Raw genomic sequence first — 24833 nt, 5'->3', positions numbered from 1 at the left:
CTATGGACGAACTCGCCACCCTGCAATCCCTGAACCAGACCGTGCTGTGGGCCGCCTTCGGCGTGGCCGCGGTGTTCGGTTTCATCGCCCAGCGCACCCATTTCTGCACCATGGGCGCGATCAGCGACATCGTGAACATGGGCGACTGGACCCGCATGCGCATGTGGGTCATGGCCGTGGGTGTGGCGGCCATCGGCTTCTATGGCATGGGCTGGCTGGGCTGGATCGACACCAGCCAGTCGCTCTACACCGGCAGCCGCTTCCTCTGGCTCTCGGCCCTGGTGGGGGGCTCGCTGTTTGGCTTCGGCATGGTGCTGGCCTCGGGCTGCGGCAGCAAGACGCTGGTGCGCATCGGCGCCGGCAGCCTGAAGTCGCTGGTGGTGTTCTTCGTCATGGGCCTGGCCGCGTTCATGACGTTGCGCGGCATCTTCGGCGTGGTGCGCGTCAACACCGTCGACCGCGTGAGCCTTGAGCTGCCGTCGGGCTCGGCGCTGCCCACCTGGGTGGCCAAGGCCCTGGGCATGGAGCCGGGCCTGGTGGGCCTGCTCTGCGCGCTGGTGATCGGCGTCGTGCTGATCGCCTGGTGCCTGCGCAGCGCGGATTTCCGCACCGGCAACAACCTGCTCGCGGGGATCGGCATCGGTCTCACCATTGTGGGTATGTGGTGGGTGAGCGGCCACCTGGGCTTCCTGCCGGAGCACCCGGAAACGCTGGAACCTGTCTACACGGGCAGCAACAGCGGCCGCATGGAGGCCTTGACCTTCACCGCGCCGATGGCCTACGTGCTCGACTGGTTCATCTTCTTCAGCGACAAGAGCAAGGTGCTGACCTTCGGTGTCGTCACCGTGTTCGGCGTGGTTGCGGGTTCCTTTCTCTGCGCGCTCATCGAGCGCAGCTTCCGCTGGGAAGGCTTCCGCGACACGCGCGACACCGCGCTGCACCTCGTGGGCGCGGCGCTCATGGGTGTGGGGGGGGTCACGGCCCTGGGGTGCACCGTGGGCCAAGGGCTTTCCGGCCTGTCCACGCTCAGCCTCTTGAGTGCCATCGCGGTCGCGGGCATCGTGGGTGGCGCGGTGCTGGGCTTCAAGTTCCAAATGTGGTTGCTGGAGCGCGCGGGGTGAATCCGCTGGACGCCGAGCGCTTCGAGCGCCGCTTCGGCGGGCTGCGGCGGCTCTACGGCGTGCAAGGCGCGCAGCGCATCTTCGACGCGCATTGCGTGGTGGCGGGCCTGGGGGGCGTGGGCTCCTGGGCGGCCGAGGCGCTGGCGCGCAGCGGCGTGCGCCGTCTCACATTGATCGACCTCGACCACGTCGCCGAATCCAACATCAACCGCCAGGTGCATGCGTTGGACGCCACGCTGGGCCAGGCCAAGATCGAGGCCCTGCGGGACCGCATCCTGGGCTTTCATCCCGGCATCGAACTGGACCTGGTGGACGACTTCGTGACGCCCGAGAACTGGCCTGGCCTGCTGCAAGGCCAGCGACCCGACGGCCTCATCGACGCCTGCGACCAGGTGCGCGCCAAGACAGCGATGGCTGCCTGGGCCCGCGCCGAGCGGGTGCCATTCGTGGCGGTGGGCGCGGCCGGCGGCAAGCGCCGCGCGGAGGCGGTGCAGCTGGCGGACCTGGCCGAGGTCACGCACGACCCCTTGCTGGCACAACTGCGCTACCGCCTGCGCAAGCACCACGGCGGCGCGCGCCAGGGTCGCATGGACACGGTCTGCGTGTTCAGCCGCGAAGCGGTGGCGCCGCCGGACCCGTCGTGTGGGCTCGATGGTGGCGATGGTTCGCTGAACTGCCACGGCTTCGGCTCGGTGGTCACGGTTACCGCGACCTTCGGCCTGTGCGCCGCGGGCTGGCTGCTCGACACCCTGGCGAACGCATCGCAAGAAAAAAGCGATCGGCCTTCAGAGAGCCATCGAAACCACGCTATAATCTGAGGCTTCGCAGCAAGCGATACGCAAGTTGTGAAGCGTGTGGGACGTTAGCTCAGTTGGTAGAGCAGCGGACTTTTAATCCGTTGGTCGGCAGTTCGAGCCTGCCACGTCCTACCACCAACAGGAAGGCCCTGGTCGTGAGACCAGGGCCTTTTTCTTTGTGCCGCGGCGATGGCCCGCTGCGGCGCCGCGAGGGCCGCAGCGCCAGGGCCTCACTTCTTGAACATGCCCCAGATCACCAGGATCACGATCGCGCCGACCACGGAGGCGATGAAGCCCGCCGCCTGGCCCGGGGCGTACCAGCCCATGGCGGCGCCGAGGTAGCTCGCCAGGAAGGAGCCGGCGATGCCGAGCACGGCCGTCATGATCCAGCCCATGCTGTCGTTGCCGGGCTTGAGCATGCGGGCCACGAAGCCGGCGACGAGACCGATGAGGATGGTGCCGAGAATGGACATCATGGTGTGAGCCTCCTGTGGGATGTTGAACGGACCGCCTCTCGACGGCCCGGACCCACTGTAGCGCGCTTAGGGCACGCGCGGCTCAGGCCTGCTGCGCTTGCTCGATGGCTTCGCTGAGCTCCAGCCAGCGCGCCTCGACGGTCCCGTTCTCGGCCTCCACCACCTTCAGGCGCTTGCCCAGTTCGGCCAGCTTCGCCGGTTCGGGCGCGGCAAGCAGCTCGGCCTCCAGGCGCTCGCGCTCCTGGGCCAAGGCGGCCATGCGCTGTTCCACCTGGGCCAGTTCCTTCTTGATCGGACGCAGGCGCTCGGTGAGGGCTTTCTGCCGCTGCGCGTCCGCGCGGCGGTCCTCCGCCGGCGCGGCCACGGGGGCTGGGGCGGGGGCCTCGGCGCGCGCGGCGGCGCGTTGCGCCTCGCGCGCCTGCCGGGCCATCTCGATGAGGTGGCGCTGGTAGTCGTCGAGGTCGCCGTCGAAAGGCGACAGGGCGCCGCGCGAGACCAGCCAGAACTCGTCGCACACGGCGCGCAGCAGGGCCCGGTCGTGGCTCACCAGCATCACCGTGCCCTCGAACTCGTTGAGCGCGATGGACAGGGCCTCGCGCGTGGCCAGGTCGAGGTGGTTGGTGGGTTCGTCGAGCAGCAGCAGGTTGGGGCGCTGCCAGACGATCATGCACAGCACCAGGCGCGCCTTCTCGCCGCCGCTCATGCTGCCCACGGCCTGGAAGACCTGATCGCCGGTGAACTGGAACATGCCGAGGAAGTTGCGCAGGTCCTGCTCGCGCGTGGGCTGGCCGCTCAGGCGGCCTTGCGCGCTGCACTCCTTCACCAGCCGCACCATGTGCTCCAGCGGGTTGTCGCGCGGGCTCAGCACGTCGAGTTCCTGCTGCGCGAAGTAGCCGATGTTCAGGCCCTTGCCTTCGGTCACCGTGCCCGCGAGGGGGGCGAGCGTGCGCGCGATGGTCTTGACCACCGTGGACTTGCCCTGGCCGTTGGCGCCCAGGATGCCGATGCGCTGGCCGGCCATCACCGAGCGTTGGATGCCGCGCACGATGGTGATCGGCTCGCCGCCATCGCCGGGGTAGCCCACGTCCACGCCGTCCAGCACCAGCATGGGGTTGGGCAGGCTGGCCGGCTCGCTGAACTCGAAGCTGAACTCGGCGTCGGCCAGCACAGGGGCGATGCGCTCCATGCGCTCGAGCGCCTTCACGCGGCTCTGGGCCTGCTTGGCCTTGCTGGCCTTGGCCTTGAAGCGGTCGATGAATTTCTGCAGGTGCGCGATCTTGTCCTGCTGGCGCGAGAACGCGGCCTGCTGCAGGGCCATCTGCTCGGCGCGCATGTCCTCGAAGCGGCTGTAGTTGCCGCCGTAGCGTTTGAGCTGGGCGTGCTCGATGTGCACGGTCACGTTGGTCACCGCGTCGAGGAACTCACGGTCGTGGCTGATGACGAGCAGCGTGCCGGGGTAGCGCGCCAGCCAGGCCTCCAGCCAGACCAGGGCGTCCAGGTCCAGGTGGTTGGTGGGTTCGTCGAGCAGCAGCAGCTCGCTCGGGCACATGAGCGCGCGCGCCAGTTGCAGGCGCATGCGCCAGCCGCCAGAGAAGCTGTTGACCGGGCGATCGAGCTGGTTGGTCTGGAAGCCCAGGCCGAGGATGAGCGCCTGCGCGCGCGCGGTGGCGTCGTGCGCGCCAGCGTCGTTGAGCGCCATGTAGGCATGGGCCATGCGCTCGCCGTCGCCGCTGGCCTCGGCCTCGGCCACCTCGCGCTCGGCCGCGAGCAGGGTGGTGTCGCCTTCGACCACGAAGCGGGTGGCGTCGAGTTCGGTCTCGGGCATGTCCTGCGCGACCTGGGCCAGGCGCCACTGCGCAGGCACGCTGAACTCGCCTTTGTCTTCGTGCAGGTTGCCGTCGAGCAGGCGGAACAGGCTGGACTTGCCGGCGCCGTTGCGGCCCACCAGGCCCACTTTTTCGCCGGGGTTGATGGTGAGCGAGGCGCGGTCGAGCAGCACCTTGGTGCCGCGGCGCAGCACCACATCGCGGACGACGATCATGCGGCCTCCAGTGCGTCGCGGGTGAGCAGCAGCACCTGGTCGTCGCCCGCGCTGGTGCTCAGCCAGACCGGGTTGAGCGCGGGGAAGGCGGCTTCGAAGTGCGCGCGCTCGTGGCCGATCTCCAGCACCAGCACGCCGCGCGGGCTCAGGCGCGCGGGCGCGTCGCGCAGCAGGGCGCGGACGAAGTCCATTCCGTCGGCGCCGCCGGCCAGCGCCAGCGCGGGTTCGGCCCGGAACTCGGGTGGCAGCTCGGCCATGCTGTGCGCGTTCACGTAGGGCGGGTTGCAGAGGATCAGGTCCCAGGGGCCGGGGCAGGCCGCGAGGCCGTCGCTTTCCACGAGCGCGATGCGGTCCGCCAGGCCGTGCCGGTCGACGTTGATGCGCGCGACCTGCAGCGCCTCGGGCGACAGGTCGGCGCCGGTCACGCGCACCTCGGGCCAGGCCAGGGCGGCCAGGACGGCCAGGCTGCCATTGCCGGTGCACAGGTCCAGCACACGCACGGTGTCGTCGCTCAGCCAGGGGTCGATGCCTCCGTCGGCGATGAGTTCGGCGATGAAGCTGCGCGGCACGATGGCGCGGCGGTCCACATAGAAGGGCACGCCCTGCAGCCAGGCCTCTTGCGTGAGGTAGGCGGCGGGCTCGCGCGTGGCGATGCGCCGCTCGATCAGGGCATCGACGGCGGCGGCCGCGTCGGCGTCCACGGTGTCGGCGGCGTGTGCGTCGAGGTCGGTGTCGAGCGGCAGGCCCAGGCGCCACAGCACGAGCCAGGCGGCCTCGTCGTGGGCATTGGTGGTGCCGTGGCCATAGGCCAGGTTGGCGCTGGCCAGGCGGGCTTCGGCCCGGGCCATCAGTTCTTGCAGGTTCACGGTGGGTATCAGGCGGTCTGCCGCGCCTGCGCGTGCAGGTGCTGCAGCGTGCGGCGGTAGACCGCGGTGAGGGGTTCGATGTCGGCGAGCTTCACGTGCTCGTTGACCTTGTGGATGGTGGCGTTGGGCGGGCCGAGCTCGATCACCTGCGGGCACACGGCCGCGATGAAGCGGCCGTCGCTGGTGCCGCCGGTGGTGGAGAGCTCGGTCTCGATGCCGGTTTCCTCGCGGATGGCGGCGCGCACGGCGTCGACCAGCGTGCCCGGGGTGGTGAGGAAGGGGCGCCCACCCAGGGTCCAGGCGAGGTCGTGCTCGCTGCCCGCGTGCAGGCCATGGCGCGCCAGGATGTCGACCACCTGCGCCTGCAGCGACTCGGGCGTGCGCTCGGTGCTGAAGCGGAAGTTGAAGTCGATCACCACCGTGCCGGGGATGACGTTGCTCGCGCCGGTGCCGCCATGGATGTTGCTGATCTGCCAGCTGGTGGGCGGGAAGAAGTCATTGCCGCGGTCCCATTCGGTGGCGGCCAGCTCGGCCAGCGCGGGGGCGGCCATGTGGATGGGGTTCTTCGCCAGGTGCGGGTAGGCGATGTGGCCCTGGATGCCCTTGACCGTGAGCTTGCCGCTGAGCGTGCCGCGCCGGCCGTTCTTGATCATGTCGCCGGTGCGCTCGACCGAGGTGGGCTCGCCCACGATGCACCAGTCCAGGCGCTCGCCACGCGCCTTCGCGGCGTTGCAGACCACCACCGTGCCGTCCAGCGCGGGGCCTTCCTCGTCGCTGGTGAGCAGGAAGGCGATGTCGATGGCGGGGTCGGGCTGCTCGGCGAGGAAGCGCTCGCAGGCCACGACCATGGCGGCGATCGAGGTCTTCATGTCGCTCGCGCCGCGGCCGTACAGCGCGCCGTCGCGGTGGCTGGGCACGAAGGGGTCGCTGGCCCAGGCCTCCAGCGGTCCGGTGGGCACCACGTCGGTGTGGCCAGCGAACACCAGCGTGGGCCGCTGGCCGCTGCCGCGCCGCGCCCAGAGGTTGCTGACACGGAAGTCGTCGGGGCCGCTGTCCAGGCGCTCGCACTGGAAGCCGATGGCGCGCAGGCGCGCCGCGATCAGATCGAGGCAGCCCGCGTCGCGCGGGGTGACGGAGGGCAGGGCGATGAGCGCCTCGGCGAGGCGCAGGGTATCGGTCATCAGAATTTGACGTCGAGCGTGAACTCGGTGAACGACGGCGCGTCGCTGGCTTCTTCTTCGGCGGCCTCGTAGCCACTGGCGCGGCTGTGCTCGAAATCGTTCTGCAGGCGCCAGAGCAGGTTGTTGGGGGAATCGGCGTGGGCCAGGCCTTCCTCGCGCGTGACGAGGCCTTCGTGGATGAGGCGCGCCAGGTCCTGCTCGAAGGTCTGCGAGCCTTCGGCGAGCGATTTCTCCATCGCCTCGCGCACGCCCGAGAAGTCGGCCTTCTGGATCAGGTCGGCGATCAGCGCCGTGTTGAGCAGCACCTCCATGGCCGGCACGCGCGCGTTGCCCTGCTGGGTGCGCAGCAGGCGCTGCGAGACGATGGCGCGCAGCGCGGCGGCCAGGTCGCCCAGCATGGTGGGGCGCACCTCCACCGGGTAGAAGCTGAGGATGCGGTTGAGCGCGTGGTAGCTGTTGTTGGCGTGCAGCGTGGCCAGCACCAGGTGGCCCGACTGCGCGTAGGCGATGGCCGCCGACATGGTCTCGCGGTCGCGGATCTCGCCGATGAGGATGACGTCGGGCGCCTGGCGCAGTGCGTTCTTCAGCGCCACCTGCAGCGAGGCGGTATCGGGCCCGATCTCGCGCTGGTTCACCACCGACTTGCGGTTGCGGTAGGTGTACTCGATCGGGTCTTCCACCGTGAGGATGTGGCCGCTGACGCGCTCGTTGCGGTGGTCGATCATGGCGGCCAGCGTGGTGCTCTTGCCCGCGCCGGTGGCGCCCACCATCAGGATCAGGCCGCGCTTTTCCATGACCAGGTCGGCCAGCACCGGCGCGACGTTGAGCGTGTCCAGCGCGGGAATGTCGCCCGGCACATAGCGCACCACCACCGCGATGGAGCCGCGCTGGCGCATGGCGCTCACGCGGAAGTTGCCCAGCCCGTCGAGTGGCACGCCCATGTTGAGCTCACCGGTCTCCAGCAGCTCTTCCATGCGCGTGGCGGGAATGATCTCGGCCAGCAGGTTGCGCGGGGCCTCGGGCGGCAGCACCTGGCTGTTGATGGGGATGACCTGGCCGTTGATCTTGATCATCGCCGGCGCGTGCGCCGTGAGGTACACGTCGGACGCGCGTTTCTCGGCCATCAGGCGCAGGATGCGCTCCATCGTTCCGCTGCTCATGACCATCCTTTCGTCATATGCCCGAGGGGGAGCCCCGTCGCGGCACCCCGCGGAACCGGCTGTGCCGGGCCGCAGGGGTGGCCCCCTCGAGGGGGGCGCGCGAAGCGCGGCGGGGGTGTTTCATGTCAGTCGCGCAACAGGTCGTTCAGGCTGGTCTTGGCGCGGGTCTGCGCGTCCACCGTCTTGACGATGACCGCCGCGTAGGTGCTGTAGGCCTTGCCGTCGGCGGTCTGCTTGGGCAGGCCGCCGCTGATGACCACGCTGCCAGCGGGCACGCGGCCGTAGAGGATTTCGCCGGTGTCGCGCTTGAAGATGGGCGTGCTCTGGCCGATGTACACGCCCATGCCCAGCACCGAGTTCTCTTCGACGATGACGCCTTCCACGACTTCGGAGCGCGCGCCGATGAAGCAGTTGTCCTCGATGATGGTCGGGTTGGCCTGCAGGGGCTCGAGCACGCCGCCCAGGCCCACGCCACCGGAGAGGTGCACGTTCTTGCCGACCTGGGCGCAGCTGCCCACGGTGGCCCAGGTGTCGACCATGGTGCCTTCGTCCACATAGGCGCCGATGTTCACGTAGCTGGGCATGAGGATCGCGCCCTTGGCGACGAAACTGCCGCGGCGGGCCACGGCCGGCGGCACCACGCGCACGCCGGTGGCCTTCATTTCGTCTTCGCTGAGGTGGGCGAACTTGGTCTGCACCTTGTCGAAGAAGCCCAGATCGCCGGCGCGCATGATCTCGTTGTCCTTCAGGCGGAAGGACAGCAGCACGGCTTTCTTGATCCACTGGTTCACCGTCCACTGGCCCACGCCCTGGCGCGTGGCCACGCGCAGGCGGCCCTTGTTGAGTTCGGCGATCACGTGCTCGACCGCATCGCTCACTTCCTTTGGCGCGGCCGACGGCGAGAGCGTGGCGCGGTTGTCCCAGGCGGTGTCGATGATGGCTTGCAGTTGTTGGCTCATGGAAGTGCTGCGTTGAGGTTCAGGGTTTCAGGGAAAGCGGGGGGCGGGGCGGCCGGTGGCGTCAGCCACCGCGGCAGAAGGCGACGATGCGTTGCGCGGCCTCGAGGCATTCGTCGACGCCGGCCACCAGGGCCAGGCGCACCCGGCCGGCGCCGGGGTTGGCGCCTTGCACGGTGCGCGCCAGGTAGCTGCCGGGCAGGGCGGTCACATTGTATTGAGCGAGCAGCTCGCGGGCGAAGGCCTCGTCGGCGCCCAGGCCCGGGGTGTGCGAAGCGAAGCGTTCGGGCACCCCGGCCCACAGGTAGAAGGACGCGTCCGGCAGGGCCACGTCCAGCACCTCGGCCAGCAGCGGGGTGACCTGGGCGAACTTCTCGCGGTACAGGCGGCGGTTCTCCACCACGTGCGCCTCGTCGTTCCAGGCGGCGATGCTGGCGGCCTGCACCACCGGGCTCATGGCGCCGCCGTGGTAGGTGCGGTAGAGCAGGAAGGGCTTGATGAGCGCGGCGTCGCCCGCCACGAAGCCGCTGCGCAGCCCCGGCACGTTGCTGCGCTTGGACAGGCTGGTGAAGGCGATCAGGCGGCGGAAGTCGCTGCGGCCCAGCTGCGCGGCAGCCTGCAGGCCGCCCAGGGGCGCCTCGTCGCGGAAGTAGATCTCGCTGTAGCACTCGTCCGAGGCGATGACGAAGCCGTGGCGGTCGCTCAGCTCGAACAGTCGGCGCCATTCGTCCAGCGGCATGACCGCGCCGGCCGGGTTGCCGGGCGAGCAGACGTAGATGAGCTGCGTGCGGGCCCAGACCTCATCGGGCACGCTGTCCCAGTCCACCGCGAAGTTGCGCTCGGCCACGCTGGGCACGTAGTGCGGCCGCGCGCCCGCGAGCAGGGTCGCGCCTTCGTAGATTTGGTAGAAGGGATTGGGGCAGAGCACCGTGGCGCCGGGCCGGGTGGGGTCGACCACCACCTGGGCGAAGGCGAACAGCGCCTCGCGCGAGCCGTTGACGGGCAGCAACTGCGTGGCCGGGTCCAGCGCCACGCCATAGCGGCGCCGCACCCAGCCGGCGCAGGCCTCGCGCAGCGCCGGGGTGCCGGCGGTGGCGGGGTAGTTGGACAGGCCCTCGTCCAGCGCGTCGGCCAGGGCGCGCTTGAGGAAGTCGGGGGCGGCGTGCTTGGGTTCGCCGATGCCCAGGCTGATGGGGCGGTGGGCGGGCGAGGGCGTGACGCCCGCGAAGAGCTGGCGCAGCCGCTCGAAGGGGTAGGGCTGCAGCCGCTGGAACAGGGGGTTCATGGCCGGGGATTATCGGGGGTGCGGGGCATACCCCCGGCCGTCCCCGGCCCTCAGGCGCGCTGCGCGCGCAGGGTGCGTCCGCGCAGGTGCTGGTAGATCTGGTCCAGCGACAGCAGCACCGTGAGCATCACCGTGGTGGCGATCACCAGCAGCGGCAGGCGGAAGGCCGAGATGAAGCCCGCGCCCTGCGGGATCGCGGCGCGTTCGCCGGTGGTGCAGACGAACTCGGCGGCGGCCATGCCGGTGTAGTGCATGGCGCAGACGGCGATGCCCATCACCACCGAGGCCGCCAGGCGGCGCGCCAGGGTCTTGCTGTTGAAGGCCAGCCAGAGCGCGGCGGTGGCGGCCACCACGGCGATCAGCATGGAGGCGGCCACCAGGGCCATGTCCCAGGTGATGAAGCCGTAGATCTTCAGGCCGAACATGCTCAGGTAGTGCATGACGACCACGCTCATGCCCAGCAGGAAACCGGCGCTCAGCAGGCGCGTGAAGCTCTCGGGCCGGCGCGCGGCAAAGGCCACCGAGCCGGCCGTGGCCAGGACCGCGGCCACGAGCGAGGTGATCGTTTCCAGCATGGAGTAGCTGCTGCCCACGTCCATCTGCAGGGCCAGCATGCCAATGAAGTGCATGGACCACACGCCCACGCCACCCAGGGCGATGCCGACGGTGAACACGCTGTTCCAGTCCAGCGCGCCGCGGCGGTTGCGCAGGCGGGTGGCGGCGCTCAGGGCCACGAAGGAGCCGATGACGGCGAAGGCGAACGACAGGGCGATGAGGCCGGGGTCCCAGGAGGTGTTGACGATGGTGTTCATGGGCGGGCGCGAAGTGATGACTTGGTTTTCAGAAAGGGCGCCGCCGATTCTGTTGGCATGCTTCCAGTGAAACAAGCTGTTACCCAGCCCCCAAGGCGGCGGGCGTTAAAACGTCCCGTTAAAAACCGCACCTCGCTGCCGTTCAGGGCCTCAATAGCCCCGCAGGTATCATCCCGCGACGGTCCGCCCGCCGGACCGCCGCCTCCCGCCAACGCCGCCTCACCCGGACCGCCGTGCGCCTCAATTCCATCAAGCTTTCCGGCTTCAAGTCCTTCGCCGAACCCACCAACTTCATGCTGCCCGGCCAACTCGTGGGCGTGGTGGGCCCCAACGGTTGCGGCAAGTCCAACATCATGGACGCGGTGCGCTGGGTGCTGGGCGAATCCAAGGCCTCCGAGCTGCGTGGCGAGTCCATGCAGGACGTGATCTTCAACGGCACCACCAGCCGCAAGCAGGCCAGCCGCGCCAGCGTGGAACTGGTGTTCGACAACAGCGACCACCGCGCCGGCGGCCAATGGGGCCAGTTCACCGAGATCGCCGTCAAGCGCGTGCTGACGCGCGACGGCACCAGCAGCTACTACATCAACAACCAGCCCGTGCGCCGGCGCGACGTGCAGGACGTGTTCCTGGGCACCGGCCTGGGCCCGCGCGCCTACGCCATCATCGGCCAGGGCACCATCAGCCGCATCATCGAGAGCAAGCCCGAGGAGCTGCGCCTGTTCCTGGAGGAGGCCGCCGGCGTCTCCAAATACAAGGAGCGCCGCCGCGAGACCGCGCACCGCCTGGCCGATACGCGCGAGAACCTGACGCGGGTGGAAGACATCCTGCGCGAACTCAACGCCAACCTCGACAAGCTGGAGAAGCAGGCCGAGGTGGCGGCCCAATACCACGCGCTGAACGCCAGCGCCACGCTCAAGCAGCACCAGCTGTGGTTCCTCAAGCGCGCCGACGCCGAGGCCGAGCAGGCCCGCGTGCAGAAGGACGCCGCCCAGGCCGCGACCGACCTGGAGTCGCGCACGGCCGACCTGCGACGGATCGAAAGCGAGCTGGAGACCATTCGCCAGGCCCACTACGCGGCGGGTGACCAGGTGAACCAGGCGCAGGGCAAGCTGTACGAGGCCAGTGCCGAGGTCGGCAAGCTGGAGGCCGAGATCCGTTTCGTGGTGGAAGGCCGCCAGCGCGTGGAGCAGCGCCTGGCTCAGCTGAAGGAGCAGATCGCCTCCTGGTCCACGCGCAGCCAGGACGCCGCCGTGGAGCTGGAGCAACTGGCCGAGAACATCGTCGGTGCCGAGGAGCAGTCCGTGGTGCTGGCCGCCCAGGGCGAGGAGCAGGCCGGCGCGCTGCCCGCGCTGGACGACGCGCTGCGCGCCGCGCAGGCCCGTTCCGCCGAGCAGCGCACGGCGGTCACCCAGGTGCAGCAGCAGATCCAGGTGCTGGCGGCCGAGCAGCGCAGCATCGAAGAACAGACGCGCGGCCTGAGCCAGCGCCGCGAGCGCCTGGCCGCCGACAAAAACGCCCTGGCCGCGCCCGACGAGGCGCGCGTCAGCGCGGCCCAGCAGGCCATGGCCACGGCCCAGTCCCTGGCCGAGGAAACCGACGCCCGCCTGCACGAGCTGCAGGACAGCGTGCCCCAGCTCGACGACGCGCGCCGCCAGGCGCAGGCGGCGGTGAACGCCGAGTCCGCGAAACAGGCCGACCTGAGCGCGCGCCTGGAGGCCCTGAAGGCCCTGCAAGAGAAGGTGCGCACCGACGGCAAGCTCAAACCCTGGCTGAGCAAGCACGGGCTCGACGGCCTGCAGGGCCTGTGGAGCCGCATCCATGTGGAGGCCGGCTGGGAGAACGCCCTGGAGGCCGCCCTGCGCGAGCGCCTGGGCGCGCTGGAAGTGTCGCGCCTGGAGATGGTGCGCGCCTTCGCCAGCGACGCGCCGCCCACCCGCCTGGCCTTCTACCAGCCGCCGCCGGCCGGCGCCGCGAACGAGGGCAACGGCGCGCTCAAGCCCCTGGCCAGCTGGCTGCGCCTGAACGACGCCGCCCAGCAGGCCCTGCTGGGCGACTGGCTGCGCGGCTGCTACAGCGCCGCCACGCTGGACGAGGCCCTGGCCCAGCGCGGCCAGTTGCAGCCCGGCGAGACCCTCTATGTCGCCAGCGGCCACGCCGTCAGCGCCCACAGCGTGAGCTTCTACGCGCCCGACAACGAGCAGGCCGGCCTGCTGGCGCGCGCGCAGGAGATCGAGAACCTGGACAAGCAGCTCAAGGCCCAGGCACTGATCGCCGAGCAGGCGCGCTCGGCCCTGGTGCGCGCCGACGCCGCGTTCACCGACGCCTCGCAGCGCCTGGTGGTGGCGCGCCGCGAGGCCGCCGAGGCGCAGAGCCGCTCGCACGAGCTGCAGGTCGAGGCGATGCGCCTGACCCAGCAGGCCGAGCAGACGCGCGCGCGCAGCGAGCAGATCAACGCCGACCTCGCCGAGGTCGACGCCCAGCTCGAAGCCCTGCAGGAGCGCCGCGTGACCGCCGAGGCGCGCTTCGAGGAACTGGACATGCAGCTGGCCGACAGCCAGGAGCGCCACGCCCAGCTCGACGACGCCGTGATCGAGGCCGAGCGCAAGCTCAATCACGCGCGCGAGCAGCAGCGCGCGCTGGAGCGCCAGGCGCAGGAGGCCACCTTCTCGCTGCGCAGCCTGCAGGCGCGCCAGGCCGAGCTGCAGCGTTCCATCGACACCGCCGGCCAGCAGGAACAGTCGCTGGCCGACGAGCAGCGGCGCGCGCAGGACGAGCTCTCGCGCCTGACCGACGCCGCCGCGCAGGCCGGCCTGCAGTCCGCGCTGGCCGCCAAGACCGAGCGCGAACAGGCCCTGGCCGCGCTGCGCAGCCAGTACGACGACCTCACCATGAAGCTGCGCGCCAGCGACGAGCGCCGCCTGCAGCTCGAGCGCGAGCTGGAGCCGCTGCGCAGCCGCATCACCGATTTCCAGCTCAAGGAGCAGGCCGCGCGCCTGGGCGTGGAGCAATACAGCCAGATGCTCGACGAGGCCGAGGCCGACCGCGCGGCCATCGCGCAGAGCATCACCGAAGGCAATGTGCGCCTTGCCGGCCTGCAGGGCGAGATCGACCGCCTGCACCGCGACATCCAGGCGCTGGGCGCGGTCAACCTCGCCGCGCTGGACGAACTCACCGCCGCGCGCGAGCGCAAGACCTTCCTGGACGCGCAGACCGCCGACCTCAACGAGGCCATCACCACGCTGGAAGACGCGATCAAGAAGATCGACAACGAAACGCGCGAGCTGCTCGGCTCCACCTTCGAGACCGTCAACCAGCACTTCGGCAAGATGTTTCCCGAGCTGTTCGGCGGCGGCAACGCCCGCCTGGTGATGACCGGCGAGGAGATCCTGGACGCCGGCGTGCAGGTGATGGCCCAGCCGCCCGGCAAGAAGAACCAGACCATCCACCTGCTGTCCGGCGGCGAGAAGGCGCTCACCGCCATTGCCCTGGTGTTCGCCATCTTCCAGCTCAACCCCGCGCCGTTCTGCCTGCTGGACGAGGTGGACGCACCGCTGGACGACGCCAACACCGAGCGCTACGCCAAGCTGGTGAGCGCCATGGCCAAGGAAACGCAGTTCCTCTTCATCAGCCACAACAAGATCGCGATGGAGATGGCCCAGCAGCTCATCGGCGTGACCATGCAGGAGCAGGGCGTCTCGCGCATCGTGGCGGTGGACATGGAGTCCGCCGCCGGGATGATGGAAGCCACTTGAGGAGCCCCGCGCCATGAGCAGCCTGCAGATCGGACTGGTCATCGTCGGCGGCCTGGTGCTGGCGGCGGTGGTGGCCTACAACGCCTGGATCACGCGCCAGAGCGCGCCGCGCACGGCGCGCGAGCGCCTGACGCCGGGCGAGGCGCTCGAACCCGCGCTGGGGCCCCAGGGCGACCCGCTGGCCGAGCGGCGCGAGCCAGGTTTCGGTGACGTCGCGCCGGACGGCGAGGGCGATGCGGTGGTGGCCGAGTCGCCGCGCGAGGGCCTGGACGGCGAGGCCGCCGGCCCCGTCGGCGGCGACGAGGGGCCGATCGAGCCCACCCTGGCCCCGCTGCCCGAGCGCCGTCCCGGCCCCGCGCTGGACGCGCTGATCGACGTCATCGCGCCGCTGGCGCTGGAGCACGAGGTGTCGGGTGAGGCCGTGCTGGCGGCGCTGCCCGCCACGCGGCGCGTGGGCAGCAAGCCCTTCGCGGTGGAAGGCCTCAACGCGCAGAGCGGCGAGTGGGAGGTGGCGCGGCCGCACCAGCGCTACCGGGCGCTGCAGGCCGGTGTGCAACTGGCCAACCGCGCCGGCCCGCTCAACGACATCGAGTTCTCCGAGTTCGTGGTGAAGGCCCAGGCCTTTGCCGACGCCGTGGGCGCCAGCCCCGACTTCCCCGACATGCGGGCCGAGGTGGCGCGCGCGCGTGAACTCGACGCCTTCGCCAGCGGCCACGACGCCCAGCTCGGCTTCACCCTGCGCGCGCGCCGCGCGGCCTGGAGCCCGGGCTATGTCTCGCAGCACGCGGGGCGCCTGGGCTTCGTGGCGGGCACGCTGCCCGGCCGCATGGTGCTGCCGGCCAGCCAGCCGGGCCAGCCGCCGCTGCTGGCCCTGGCCTACGACTCCCAGGCCGCCATGGCCGACGACCCCGAGCAGAGCGCGCTGCGTGAGATCACCCTCTCGCTGGAGGTGACGCACGTTGCGCGCGGCGAGTTGCCCTTCGCGCGCCTGCGCCAGGCTGCCCAGGCCCTGGCCGAGGCCATGGACGGCGTCGTCACCGACGACACCGGCGCGCCGCTGCCGGCCGAGGCCATGGACCAGATCGGCTTGGACCTGGAAGGCCTGTACGACGCGCTCGACGAACGCGACCTCGCCGCCGGCTCGCCGCAGGCGCGCCGCTTGTTCTCCTAGACCCCATGACCGCCGATATGTTTGCCGAGCCGACGCCCCCCGCGTCGGCCGCCGAGCGCGCCGCCGAGTTGCGCGCGCTGCTGCACCACCACGCCCACCTGTACTACACGCTGGACGCGCCGAAGATCCCCGACGCCGAGTACGACCGCCTGTTCCAGGAACTGCAGGCGATCGAGGCGCGGCACCCCGAACTGCTGACACCCGACTCGCCCACGCAGCGGGTGGGCGGCGCCGTGCTGAAGGAACTGGCGCCCGTGCGCCACGCGGTGCCCATGCTCAGCATCCGCACCGAGACCGACACCGAGGCCAGCGGCGCCGCCGCCTTCGACGCGCGCGTGCGCCGCGAGCTGGGCCTGGCCGAGTCCGACCCGCCGGTGGAGTACCTGGCCGAACTCAAGTTCGATGGCCTGGCCATGAGCCTGCGCTACGAGCGCGGCGTGCTGGTGCGCGCCGCCACGCGCGGCGACGGCGAGACCGGCGAGGACGTGACGCACAACGTGCGCACCATCAAGCAGATTCCCTTGAAGCTTCCCGACGGCGTGCCCGAGGTGCTCGAGGTGCGCGGCGAGGTCTACATGCGCCGCGACCAGTTCGAGGCCCTGAACGAGCGCCAGCGCGAGAAGATCGCCCAGGGCGCCAAGGGCGAAAAGACCTTCGTGAACCCGCGCAACGCCGCCGCCGGGGCCGTGCGCCAGCTCGACTCGCGCATCGCGCGCGAGCGGCCCCTGAGCTTCTTCGCCTACTCCTGGGGCGAGGTGCTCGGCGATCCGCACCCGCCCGCCAGCCAGTACGACTGGCTCATGCGCCTGAAGGCCTGGGGCTTCCCCGTGGCCGAGCAGACGGCCGTGTGCCGCGGCGCCGACGAGCTGGTGGCCTTCCACCGCCGCATCGGCGAGCGGCGCGACGCGCTGCCCTACGACATCGATGGCGTGGTCTACAAGGTCAACAGCCTGGAGACGCAGAAGCGCCTGGGCTTCGTCACCCGCGAGCCGCGCTGGGCCGTGGCGCACAAGTACCCGGCGCAGGAGCAGCTCACCACGGTGCACGCCATCGACGTGCAGGTGGGCCGCACCGGCAAGCTGACGCCCGTGGCCAAGCTCGCGCCGGTGTTCGTGGGCGGCGTCACCGTCACCAACGCCACCCTGCACAACGAGATGGAGGCGCGCCGCAAGGACGTGCGCGTGGGCGACACGGTCATCGTGCGCCGCGCGGGCGACGTCATTCCCGAGGTGGTCTCGGTGCTGGTGGACAAGCGCGTCGGCGACCCGCCGCCGTTCACCATGCCCAGCCATTGCCCGGTGTGCGGCAGCGCCGCCGTGCGCGAGGAAGGCGAGGCCGACCACCGCTGCACCGGCGGCCTGTTCTGCGCCGCCCAGCGCAAGCAGGCCATCCTGCACTATGCGCAGCGCCGCGCGGTCGACATTGAGGGCCTGGGCGACAAGCTGGTCGAGCAACTGGTGGACAGCGGGCTCATCAAGACCCTGCCGGACCTGTACAAGCTCGGCCTCACCGCGCTCGCGGGCCTGGAGCGCATGGCCGAAAAATCGGCGCAGAACGTGCTGGACGCCCTGAACAAGCGCCGCGAGACCACGCTGCCGCGCCTGCTCTTCGGCCTGGGCATCCGCCACGTGGGCGAGGCCACGGCCAAGGACCTCGCGCGCCACTTCGGCGGGCTGGACCGCATCATGGACGCCAGCGTGGACGAGCTGCTGCAGGTCAACGACGTGGGCCCGGTCGTGGCGCAGAGCATCCGCACCTTCTTCGAGCAGCCGCACAACCGCGAGGTGGTGGAACAGCTGCGCGCGGCCGGCGTGCACTGGCCCGAGAACGAGGGCGAGCACAACACCCCGCAGCCCCTGCTGGGCAAAACCTTCGTGCTCACGGGCAGTTTCCCCACGCTCAAGCGCGAGGACGCCAAGGCCCTGCTCGAGGCGGCCGGCGCCAAGGTGGCCGGCTCGGTGAGCAAGAAGACCGACTACGTGGTGGCCGGCGAGGAGGCCGGCAGCAAGCTGGACAAGGCCCGCGAGCTGGGCGTGGCGGTGATCGACGAGGCGGCGATGCTGGCACTGCTGGCCACGCCGGCACAGGACCCGCCTACGGCTTGAACCGGTAGTGGTCCCGGTTGAGCACCGCCGCGATGGCCGTGACCTCTTCGGGAAACAGCTGCAGGTTCAGCCGCGTGCTGCAGTTCTCCACCATGCCGCGCAACAGGCCGGCGTTGTTGATGCGGCCCTGGGGGCGGTAGATGGCGCTGCCGTCGCCACCCACCTGCTTCACATGGCATTGGGCGCATTGGTTGTCGGCCAGCAGCTTTTCGCCCAGCGCGAGGTCGGCGTCTTTGAAGATGGCGGCGCCCTGGGCATGGGCGAGCGCCGGCAGCGCGAGGACAAGGGCGGGTAGCAGGGGCTTCATGGCGTGGTTCCGTGGGGTCGATCGGCCGACCTTCGCCCATGGCGCGGCCCCCGTCAAGCTCGCGGACCACCCCGGCCCATGGCGAAGGAGCGCTGGCCGGGGTGTTCGGCCCGCCGCCCGAGACGCCGCCACCGCCCCCCGGCGCCAGCAAGGCGGCGCTGAATGCGGTTCAATGGATGGGGGTTGTCTGCCGGAACCGAATGCGCCGCGTCAAGGCTTGCACTCGGCTGTAGCTGACCCCTGGTGCGCCGTCTGGCCCGATGCGCCGAGGCATTGCCCCTTTCCACCCCTCCAACGGGCTCCGCGCCCAATGGCCCCGTTGCTTGTTCGTCATTGCCATGACCATTCATGCCATCCTGAAAATGGGTGATCCGCGCCTGCTGCGCCACGCCCAGCCCGTCACCGCCTTCGACACGCCCGAGCTGCACCGGCTGGTGGCCGACCTCAAGGACACCATGGCCGACGCCAACGGCGCGGGCCTGGCGGCGCCGCAGATCGGCGTCGACCTGCAGGTTGTCATCTTTGGCAGCGGCGCGCCCAACCCCCGCTACCCGGACGCGCCGGTGGTTCCGCGCACCACGCTGATCAATCCGGTCATCACGCCTTTGGGCGACGAAGAGGAAGAGGGCTGGGAAGGTTGCCTGTCGGTGCCCGGGCTGCGCGGCGTGGTGCCGCGCTGGCGGCGCATCCGCTACCAGGGCTTCGACGAATTCGGGCAGGCGATCGTGCGCGAGGCCGAGGGCTTTCATGCGCGCGTGGTGCAGCACGAGTGCGACCACCTCTGGGGCACGCTGTACCCCATGCGGGTGCGCGACTTCCGCCGCTTCGGCTTCACCGAGGTGCTGTTCCCGGGGCTGGACGCCAGTGACGACGACTGAGCGCGGCGCGGGCGCGCACAGGCGCCACCCGCCGCGCAAACGCTGTTACGCCATTGAAATGATTTGAAATGTTCAGGCCTGAGCTTCGACTAGAGTCTCGGCGCCAAGAACAACACTCAGGGGGGCATCCCCTTTCGCACCATGAAGCGACTGCTCGTGGCGCTGGCCGCTGGCGCCCTGCTGGGCGCGTGCAGCGTGGGCCGGCCACCGACCGAAGTACCCGTCGACCTGCCCGAGCGCTGGATGGCGCCGCCGCTGGCGCACCAGGGCAGCACCCAGGCCCTGGGCGACTGGTGGGCCCGTTTCGACGACCCGGTGCTCAGCGACTGGATCGCACGCGCCCAGCGCCACAGCCCCGACATCGCGTCCGCCCGGGCCCAGGTGTTCGCGGCGCGCGCCGCGCTGGCCGGCGCCGAGGCGCAGGGCCGCCCCCAGGCGAATGCGGTGGCCATCGCCAGCCGGGGCCGCACCGACGTGAACACGCCCCTGGGCACCACGTTGAGCGCGGGGGTGCAGGCCTCCTGGGCCGTGGGCCTGTGGGACGAGGGCCAGGGGCGCGTGGACAGCGCGCAGGCCCAACAGGACGCCGCCGGCGCGCGCTGGCACGAGGCCCGCGTGCTGGTCGCCTCCGAGGTGGCGCAGCTCTATTTCGGCCAGCGCCTGTGCCGCGAACAACTGACCGTGGCCCTGAACGACCGCGATTCGCGCCGCGTCACGGCCGACAGCAACGAGGTGACCGAGCGCGCCGGCCTCACCGCGCCCGCCGTGGCGGCGCTGGCGCGCGCCAGTGCCGCCGAGGGCGTGGCGCGCTGGCGCAGCCAGGACGCCCTGTGCGAGCGCCAGGTCAAGTCCATCGCCGCCATCACCGCCCAGCCCGAAGCGGACGTGCGCGCCCAGCTCGGCGGCGCGCCCGACCTCAAGGCCTGGCTCGCCTCCGGCCGGGTCGAGCGGCTGCTGGGCGTGAACGCCGTGCCGGCCGAGGTGCTGCGCCAGCGTCCCGACGTGTACCGCGCCCAGCGCGAGCTGGTGGCCGCCAGCGAGGACGTGGGCGTGGCCCGCGCCGCGCTGCGCCCGGGCCTCACGCTGCAGGGCAGCGTACTGCGCAACCACTTCTCGGGCGGCGGCCTGGATTTCGCCGCCAATTCCTGGTCCATCGGCCCCATCACCCTGAGCCTGCCCTTGTTGGGGCGCGGCGCCCTGCACGCCAGCGCGGACAGCGCCCAGGCGCGCTACGAGGCCGCCGCCATGGCCTACGCGCGCACGCTGCGCCAGGCCGTGGCCGAGGTGGAGCAGTCGCTGGTCACGCTCTCGGGCCTGAGCGAGCGCCTGGCCGCCACTGAGACCGCGGTGGCCGGCTACAGCCGTTCCTTCGAGGCCACCGAGGCGCGCTACCGCGTGGGCTTCGCCAACCTCAACGAGCTGGAAGAGGCGCGCCGCCTCAAGCTCAGCGCCGACAGCAGCGCCGTGGCCCTGCAGCAGGAGCGAATGGACGCCTGGCTGCAGCTCTACGTCGCCCTGGGCGGCGGCTTCGATCCCGCCGCGATCCCCGCCACCTACACCGGTGATGCCCTGAATCCCAACGCCTCGAACGACGTCCGATGAACGCCACTTCCCATCCCCGGCGCCGCTGGTTCTGGCCCCTGGCCGCGCTTGCCCTGCTCATCCTCGCCCTGGCCGCCTGGCTGCTGCTGCGCCCATCCGCCGAAGCACCGGCCGCCGACCCGAAAGCCGCGGGCGACCAGCCCCGGCCCGCGCTCACCGTCACCGTGGCCCAGCCGCAGCGCGAGTCGATGCCCATCCGCCTGCAGGCCAACGGCAACATCGCCGCCTGGCAAGAGGCCAGCGTGGGCGCCGAGGTGAACGGCCTGCGCCTGTCCACCGTGAACGTGAACGTGGGCGACGCCGTGCGCAAGGGCCAGGTGCTGGCCGAGTTCGTGCGCGAGACCACCCAGGCCGACACCCTGCAGGCGCGCGCCAGCCTGATGCAGGCCGAGGCCAGCTACCAGAACGCCAAGGCCGACGCCGACCGCGCGCGCGCCATCGAGAACACCGGCGCGCTCTCGAAGTCGCAGGTGGCGCAGTACCTCACGCAGGAGAAGGTGGCGTTGGCGCAATGGGAGGCCGCCAAGGCGGCTCTCGGCGCCACCGAGGTGCGACTGGGCAACACCCGCGTGCTGGCGCCCGACGACGGCGTGATCTCCGCCCGCGCGGCCACCGTGGGCGCCGTGGTGGGCGCGGGCCAGGAGCTGTTCCGCCTGGTGCGCCAGGGCCGCCTGGAGTGGCGCGGCGAGGTCACGCCCAGCGAGGTGGACCGCGTGAAGATCGGCCAGTCCGTGGCGGTGACGGCCGCCACCGGCCGCGAGGTGCAGGGCAAGGTGCGGGCCATCGCGCCCAGCGCCGACCCGCAGACGCGCAACATCCTGGTCTTCGTGGACCTGCCGCGCCACGCCGAGCTCAAGGCCGGCACCTTCGCGCACGGCGCCTTCGACCTGGGGCAGAGCGAGGCGCTGACCGTGCCCAGCCAGTCCGTGGTGGTGCGCGACGGCAGCAACTACGTCTTCGCCATCGACGCGCAGAGCCGCGCCAGCCAGCTCAAGGTGCGCACCGGCCGCCGCGTGGGCGAACGCGTGGAAGTGCTCGAAGGCCTGCAGGCCGGGGCATCCGTGGCGGTGCAGGGCGCGGGTTTCCTGAACGAAGGTGACCTGGTGAAAGTGGTGCAGTGACATGAACGTCTCCGCCTGGTCGATCCGCAACCCCATTCCGGCGGCGATGCTGTTCGTCATGCTGACGCTGGCGGGCCTGTTCTCCTTCAAACAGATGAAGGTGCAGAACTTCCCGGACCTGGACCTGCCCACCATCACCGTGGTGGCGGCCCTGCCGGGTGCCTCGCCCAACCAGCTCGAGAACGACGTCGCGCGCATCATCGAAAACAGCCTGGCCTCGCTGCAGGGGCTCAAGCACATCTACACCAAGGTGCAGGACGGCACGGTCTCGCTCACCGTGGAGTTCCGCATCGAGAAGGACACCCAGCAGGCGCTGGACGACGTGCGCTCGGCCGTGGCCAAGGTGCGCAGCGAACTGCCCACCGACCTGCGCGACCCCATCGTCAACAAGGTGGAGCTGGCCGGCGGCGCGGTGCTGGCCTTCACGGTCGCGTCCGACAAGATGGACGCCGAGGCCTTGTCCTGGTTCGTGGACAACGACGTCTCCAAGCTGCTGCTGTCCGTGCCCGGCGTGGGCGCGGTCAACCGCGTGGGCGGGGTGGACCGCGAGGTGCAGGTGCTGCTGGACCCGCTCAAGCTGCAGGCCCTGGGCACCACGGCCACCGACGTGTCGCGCCAGCTGGCGCGCGTGCAGATCGAAAGCGCCGGCGGCCGGGTGGACCTGGGCGGCAGCCAGCAACCGCTGCGCACGCTGTCGCAGCTGGCCTCGGCCGAGGCGCTGGCGGGCATGCAGGTGGCGCTGAGCGACGGCCGCTACATCCGCCTGGACCAGATCGCCGAGGTGCGCGACACCGTGGCCGACCCCACGGCAGCCGCCTTCCTGGACGGCAAGCCCGTGGTGGGGTTTGAGGTGGCGCGCAGCCGCGGCGCCGGCGAGATCGAGGTGGGCGACGGCGTGCGCGCCAAGCTGGAGCAACTGCGCGCCGCCCGGCCCGACCTGCACATCACCGAGTCCTTCGACTTCGTCACGCCGGTGAAGGAGGAGTTCGACGCCTCCATGACCCTGCTGTACGAAGGCGCCCTGCTGGCGGTGCTGGTGGTCTGGCTGTTCCTGCGCGATGTCCGCGCCACCGTGGTTTCGGCCGTGGCGCTGCCGCTGTCGGCCATCCCGGCCTTCATCGGCATGTACGCCATGGGCTTCACCATCAACGTGGTGACGCTGCTGGCCATGTCGCTGGTGATCGGCATCCTGGTGGACGACGCCATCGTCGAGGTCGAGAACATCGTGCGCCACATGCGCATGGGCAAGACGCCGTACCAGGCCGCCATGGAGGCGGCCGACGAAATCGGCCTGGCCGTCATCGCCACCACCTTCACGCTGATCGCGGTGTTCCTGCCCACGGCCTTCATGGCGGGCATCCCGGGCAAGTTCTTCAAGCAGTTCGGCTGGACGGCCGCGCTGGCGGTGTTCGCCTCGCTGGTGGTGGCGCGCGCGCTCACGCCCATGATGGCGGCCTACCTGCTCAAGCCCGTGGTGATGGCCAAGGAGATGCCGCGCTGGGCGGCCTCCAACGCCCTCACGCGCGGCCTCTGGCGCTGGGCGCACAACCAGGACGAGCCGGCTTGGGTGGACACCTACCAGAACTGGGCGCGCTGGTGCATCCGCCACCGCTGGCTCACCAGCCTGGGCGCCGGTCTGTTCTTCATCGGCTCGCTGATGCTGATCCCGCTGCTGCCGCAGGGCTTCGTGCCGCCCGACGACAACTCGCAGACCCAGGTCTTCCTGGAGCTGCCGCCCGGCACCACGCTGGAGCAGACCGTGGCCACGGCCGAGCGCGCGCGCCAGCTGGTGGTGGCGGTGCCGCACGTGCGCTCGGTCTACACCACCATCGGCTCGGGCACGGCCGGCACCGATCCGTTCGCGCCGCAGGGCGCGGCGGAGTCGCGCAAGGCCGCGCTCACCATCCAGCTCGACCCGCGCGGCCAGCGCCCGCGCAAGCAGGGCATCGAAAACCAGATCCGCGACGCCATGTCCAACCTGCCCGGCGTGCGCAGCAAGGTGGGCCTGGGCGGCTCGGGCGAGAAGTACATCCTGACCCTGACCGGCAGCGACGCGCACGCCATGACCACCGCCGCGCGCGCGGTCGAGCGCGACCTGCGCACCGTGCGCGGCGTGGGCAGCATCCAGTCCACCGCCGCGCTGGTGCGCACCGAAATCATCGTCACGCCCGACCTGGCGCGCGCCGCCGAGCTCGGTGTGACCAGCTCGGCCATCGCCGAGACGCTGCGCATCGCCACCGTGGGCGACTACGACAACCTGCTGCCCAAGATGAACCTGCCGCAGCGGCAGATCCCCATCGTGGTCAAGCTCGACGTCGGCGCGCGCCACGACCTGGACGTGCTGCGCCGCCTGGCCGTGCCCGGCGCCAAAGGGCCGGTGATGCTGGGCCAGGTGGCCTCGCTCGAGTTCGGCGGCGGCCCGGCGGTGATCGACCGCTACGACCGCTCGCGCAACATCAACTTCGAGGTCGAACTCGCGGGCATCGCGCTGGGCGACATGAAGGCGGCGGTGGAGAAGCTGCCCAGCCTGCGCAACCTGCCGCCGGGCGTGTCGGTGCTGGAGGTGGGCGATGCCGAGGTGCAGGGCGAGCTGTTCGCCAGCTTCGGCCTGGCCATGCTCACCGGCGTGCTGTGTATCTACATCGTGCTGGTGCTGCTGTTCAAGGCCTTCCTGCACCCCATGACCATCCTGGCGGCGCTGCCGCTGTCGCTGGGCGGGGCCTTCGTGGCGCTGCTGATCGCCAACAAGAGCTTCTCCATGCCCTCGCTGATCGGCCTGATCATGCTGATGGGCGTGGCGACGAAGAACTCCATCCTGCTGGTGGAATACGCCATCGAGGCGCGGCGCGCGCACGGCCTGTCGCGGCTGGACGCCATCCTGGACGCCTGCCACAAGCGCGCGCGGCCGATCGTGATGACCACGATCGCCATGGGCGCGGGCATGCTGCCCATCGCGATCGGCTGGGGCGAGGCGGACGGCAGCTTCCGCTCACCGATGGCGGTGGCGGTGATCGGCGGGCTCATCACCTCGACCTTCCTGAGCCTGCTGGTGATCCCGGCGGTGTTCACCATCGTCGACGACGTGGCGCTCTGGTTCGCGAGGCTGTTCCACCGGCGCGACGCTTCGATGCCGGCGGTCCCGCCGCCGGGCGCGGCCCCACCGGCGGCGGGGCAGCCGACGTCCTGAAGGCGCCTGGCGCGG

18 protein-coding genes and 1 tRNA gene are annotated in these 24833 nt (G+C 70.8%); 10 read left to right on the top strand and 9 right to left on the bottom strand.

Going from position 1 to position 24833, the window contains the following annotated elements; all coding sequences use genetic code 11:
- Positions 1–2 precede the first annotated feature (2 nt).
- From JNX00_RS12950 to JNX00_RS12940, 3 genes are all read left to right on the top strand, one after another.
- Positions 3–1121, top strand: coding sequence for a YeeE/YedE family protein (locus tag JNX00_RS12950; protein WP_070398318.1), 1119 nt, complete (start codon positions 3–5; stop codon positions 1119–1121).
- Complete coding sequence (locus JNX00_RS12945) at positions 1118–1939, top strand: tRNA threonylcarbamoyladenosine dehydratase (RefSeq protein WP_083293010.1); 822 nt, start codon at positions 1118–1120, stop codon at positions 1937–1939. Before JNX00_RS12950 ends, JNX00_RS12945 begins: the two co-directional genes overlap by 4 nt.
- Before the next feature lie 38 nt (positions 1940–1977).
- Positions 1978–2053, top strand: a tRNA-Lys gene (locus JNX00_RS12940).
- A gap of 95 nt (positions 2054–2148) precedes the next feature.
- Here JNX00_RS12940 and JNX00_RS12935 read toward each other — a convergent pair.
- From JNX00_RS12935 to JNX00_RS12900, 8 genes are all read right to left on the bottom strand, one after another.
- Positions 2149–2394: a GlsB/YeaQ/YmgE family stress response membrane protein gene (locus tag JNX00_RS12935; protein WP_070398319.1), complete on the bottom strand. Its 246-nt coding sequence runs from the start codon at positions 2392–2394 to the stop codon at positions 2149–2151.
- A gap of 82 nt (positions 2395–2476) precedes the next feature.
- Positions 2477–4435 (bottom strand): ATP-binding cassette domain-containing protein, encoded by a 1959-nt coding sequence (locus JNX00_RS12930; protein ID WP_070398320.1) that lies wholly within the window; start codon positions 4433–4435, stop codon positions 2477–2479.
- Complete coding sequence (gene prmB, locus JNX00_RS12925; protein ID WP_204742539.1) at positions 4432–5301, bottom strand: 50S ribosomal protein L3 N(5)-glutamine methyltransferase; 870 nt, start codon at positions 5299–5301, stop codon at positions 4432–4434. The genes JNX00_RS12930 and prmB overlap by 4 nt, the downstream gene beginning before the upstream one ends.
- Before the next feature lie 8 nt (positions 5302–5309).
- On the bottom strand, positions 5310–6482 hold the full coding sequence (gene dapE, locus JNX00_RS12920) for a succinyl-diaminopimelate desuccinylase (protein WP_204742538.1): 1173 nt from the start codon (positions 6480–6482) through the stop codon (positions 5310–5312).
- Complete coding sequence (locus JNX00_RS12915; protein WP_070398716.1) at positions 6482–7642, bottom strand: PilT/PilU family type 4a pilus ATPase; 1161 nt, start codon at positions 7640–7642, stop codon at positions 6482–6484. Before JNX00_RS12915 ends, dapE begins: the two co-directional genes overlap by 1 nt.
- A 125-nt stretch (positions 7643–7767) precedes the next feature.
- Positions 7768–8601: a 2,3,4,5-tetrahydropyridine-2,6-dicarboxylate N-succinyltransferase gene (gene dapD / locus JNX00_RS12910; RefSeq protein WP_070398322.1), complete on the bottom strand. Its 834-nt coding sequence runs from the start codon at positions 8599–8601 to the stop codon at positions 7768–7770.
- Positions 8602–8662: 61 nt separating this feature from the next.
- Positions 8663–9883: a succinyldiaminopimelate transaminase gene (dapC, locus tag JNX00_RS12905; RefSeq protein WP_204742537.1), complete on the bottom strand. Its 1221-nt coding sequence runs from the start codon at positions 9881–9883 to the stop codon at positions 8663–8665.
- Positions 9884–9933: 50 nt separating this feature from the next.
- Positions 9934–10695, bottom strand: coding sequence for an MHYT domain-containing protein (locus JNX00_RS12900; RefSeq protein ID WP_204742536.1), 762 nt, complete (start codon positions 10693–10695; stop codon positions 9934–9936).
- A gap of 233 nt (positions 10696–10928) precedes the next feature.
- On the opposite strand from JNX00_RS12900, the gene smc reads away from it, so the two are divergent.
- From smc to ligA, 3 genes are read left to right on the top strand one after another with little or no spacing between them, the layout of a single operon-like run.
- The gene (smc, locus tag JNX00_RS12895) at positions 10929–14447 is read left to right on the top strand and encodes a chromosome segregation protein SMC (protein ID WP_204742535.1); all 3519 of its coding nucleotides are present in this window, start codon (positions 10929–10931) and stop codon (positions 14445–14447) included.
- Between the two features lie 13 nt (positions 14448–14460).
- A complete protein-coding gene (locus JNX00_RS12890; protein ID WP_204742534.1) occupies positions 14461–15618 on the top strand; it encodes a cell division protein ZipA C-terminal FtsZ-binding domain-containing protein in 1158 nt (385 codons plus the stop codon).
- A gap of 5 nt (positions 15619–15623) precedes the next feature.
- On the top strand, positions 15624–17723 hold the full coding sequence (gene ligA, locus JNX00_RS12885) for an NAD-dependent DNA ligase LigA (RefSeq protein ID WP_204742533.1): 2100 nt from the start codon (positions 15624–15626) through the stop codon (positions 17721–17723).
- Here the strand turns inward: ligA and JNX00_RS12880 are convergent.
- Positions 17713–18030: a hypothetical protein gene (locus JNX00_RS12880; protein WP_070398328.1), complete on the bottom strand. Its 318-nt coding sequence runs from the start codon at positions 18028–18030 to the stop codon at positions 17713–17715. The genes ligA and JNX00_RS12880 overlap by 11 nt on opposite strands.
- Before the next feature lie 338 nt (positions 18031–18368).
- Between JNX00_RS12880 and def the strand changes: the two genes are divergently transcribed.
- From def to JNX00_RS12860, 4 genes are all read left to right on the top strand, one after another.
- Positions 18369–18908 (top strand): peptide deformylase, encoded by a 540-nt coding sequence (gene def / locus JNX00_RS12875; RefSeq protein ID WP_070398717.1) that lies wholly within the window; start codon positions 18369–18371, stop codon positions 18906–18908.
- A 141-nt stretch (positions 18909–19049) separates the two neighbouring features.
- Positions 19050–20510: an efflux transporter outer membrane subunit gene (locus JNX00_RS12870; protein WP_204742532.1), complete on the top strand. Its 1461-nt coding sequence runs from the start codon at positions 19050–19052 to the stop codon at positions 20508–20510.
- Complete coding sequence (locus JNX00_RS12865; RefSeq protein WP_070398330.1) at positions 20507–21631, top strand: efflux RND transporter periplasmic adaptor subunit; 1125 nt, start codon at positions 20507–20509, stop codon at positions 21629–21631. The genes JNX00_RS12870 and JNX00_RS12865 overlap by 4 nt, the downstream gene beginning before the upstream one ends.
- A gap of 1 nt (position 21632) precedes the next feature.
- Entirely contained in the window at positions 21633–24818 is a 3186-nt protein-coding gene (locus JNX00_RS12860; RefSeq protein WP_204742531.1) for an efflux RND transporter permease subunit, read from the top strand.
- The last annotated feature ends 15 nt before the right edge of the window (positions 24819–24833 follow it).

The sequence above is a fragment of the Hydrogenophaga sp. YM1 genome (assembly GCF_016903055.1).
Lineage (GTDB): Bacteria > Pseudomonadota > Gammaproteobacteria > Burkholderiales > Burkholderiaceae_C > Hydrogenophaga > Hydrogenophaga borbori.
This window is presented reverse-complemented; position numbering and strand designations above follow the sequence as displayed.

Excerpts from the sequence above, each read along its gene's own strand:
- JNX00_RS12950 (WP_070398318.1), top strand. The coding sequence starts at position 3 with ATGGACGAACTCGCCACCCTGCAATCCCTGAACCAGACCGTGCTGTGG.
- JNX00_RS12935 (WP_070398319.1), bottom strand. The coding sequence starts at position 2,394 with ATGATGTCCATTCTCGGCACCATCCTCATCGGTCTCGTCGCCGGCTTC.
- JNX00_RS12930 (WP_070398320.1), bottom strand. The coding sequence starts at position 4,435 with ATGATCGTCGTCCGCGATGTGGTGCTGCGCCGCGGCACCAAGGTGCTG.
- dapE (WP_204742538.1), bottom strand. The coding sequence starts at position 6,482 with ATGACCGATACCCTGCGCCTCGCCGAGGCGCTCATCGCCCTGCCCTCC.
- JNX00_RS12915 (WP_070398716.1), bottom strand. The coding sequence starts at position 7,642 with ATGAGCAGCGGAACGATGGAGCGCATCCTGCGCCTGATGGCCGAGAAA.
- dapD (WP_070398322.1), bottom strand. The coding sequence starts at position 8,601 with ATGAGCCAACAACTGCAAGCCATCATCGACACCGCCTGGGACAACCGC.
- dapC (WP_204742537.1), bottom strand. The coding sequence starts at position 9,883 with ATGAACCCCCTGTTCCAGCGGCTGCAGCCCTACCCCTTCGAGCGGCTG.
- JNX00_RS12900 (WP_204742536.1), bottom strand. The coding sequence starts at position 10,695 with ATGAACACCATCGTCAACACCTCCTGGGACCCCGGCCTCATCGCCCTG.
- JNX00_RS12890 (WP_204742534.1), top strand. The coding sequence starts at position 14,461 with ATGAGCAGCCTGCAGATCGGACTGGTCATCGTCGGCGGCCTGGTGCTG.
- ligA (WP_204742533.1), top strand. The coding sequence starts at position 15,624 with ATGACCGCCGATATGTTTGCCGAGCCGACGCCCCCCGCGTCGGCCGCC.
- JNX00_RS12880 (WP_070398328.1), bottom strand. The coding sequence starts at position 18,030 with ATGAAGCCCCTGCTACCCGCCCTTGTCCTCGCGCTGCCGGCGCTCGCC.
- def (WP_070398717.1), top strand. The coding sequence starts at position 18,369 with ATGACCATTCATGCCATCCTGAAAATGGGTGATCCGCGCCTGCTGCGC.
- JNX00_RS12870 (WP_204742532.1), top strand. The coding sequence starts at position 19,050 with ATGAAGCGACTGCTCGTGGCGCTGGCCGCTGGCGCCCTGCTGGGCGCG.
- JNX00_RS12865 (WP_070398330.1), top strand. The coding sequence starts at position 20,507 with ATGAACGCCACTTCCCATCCCCGGCGCCGCTGGTTCTGGCCCCTGGCC.
- JNX00_RS12860 (WP_204742531.1), top strand. The coding sequence starts at position 21,633 with ATGAACGTCTCCGCCTGGTCGATCCGCAACCCCATTCCGGCGGCGATG.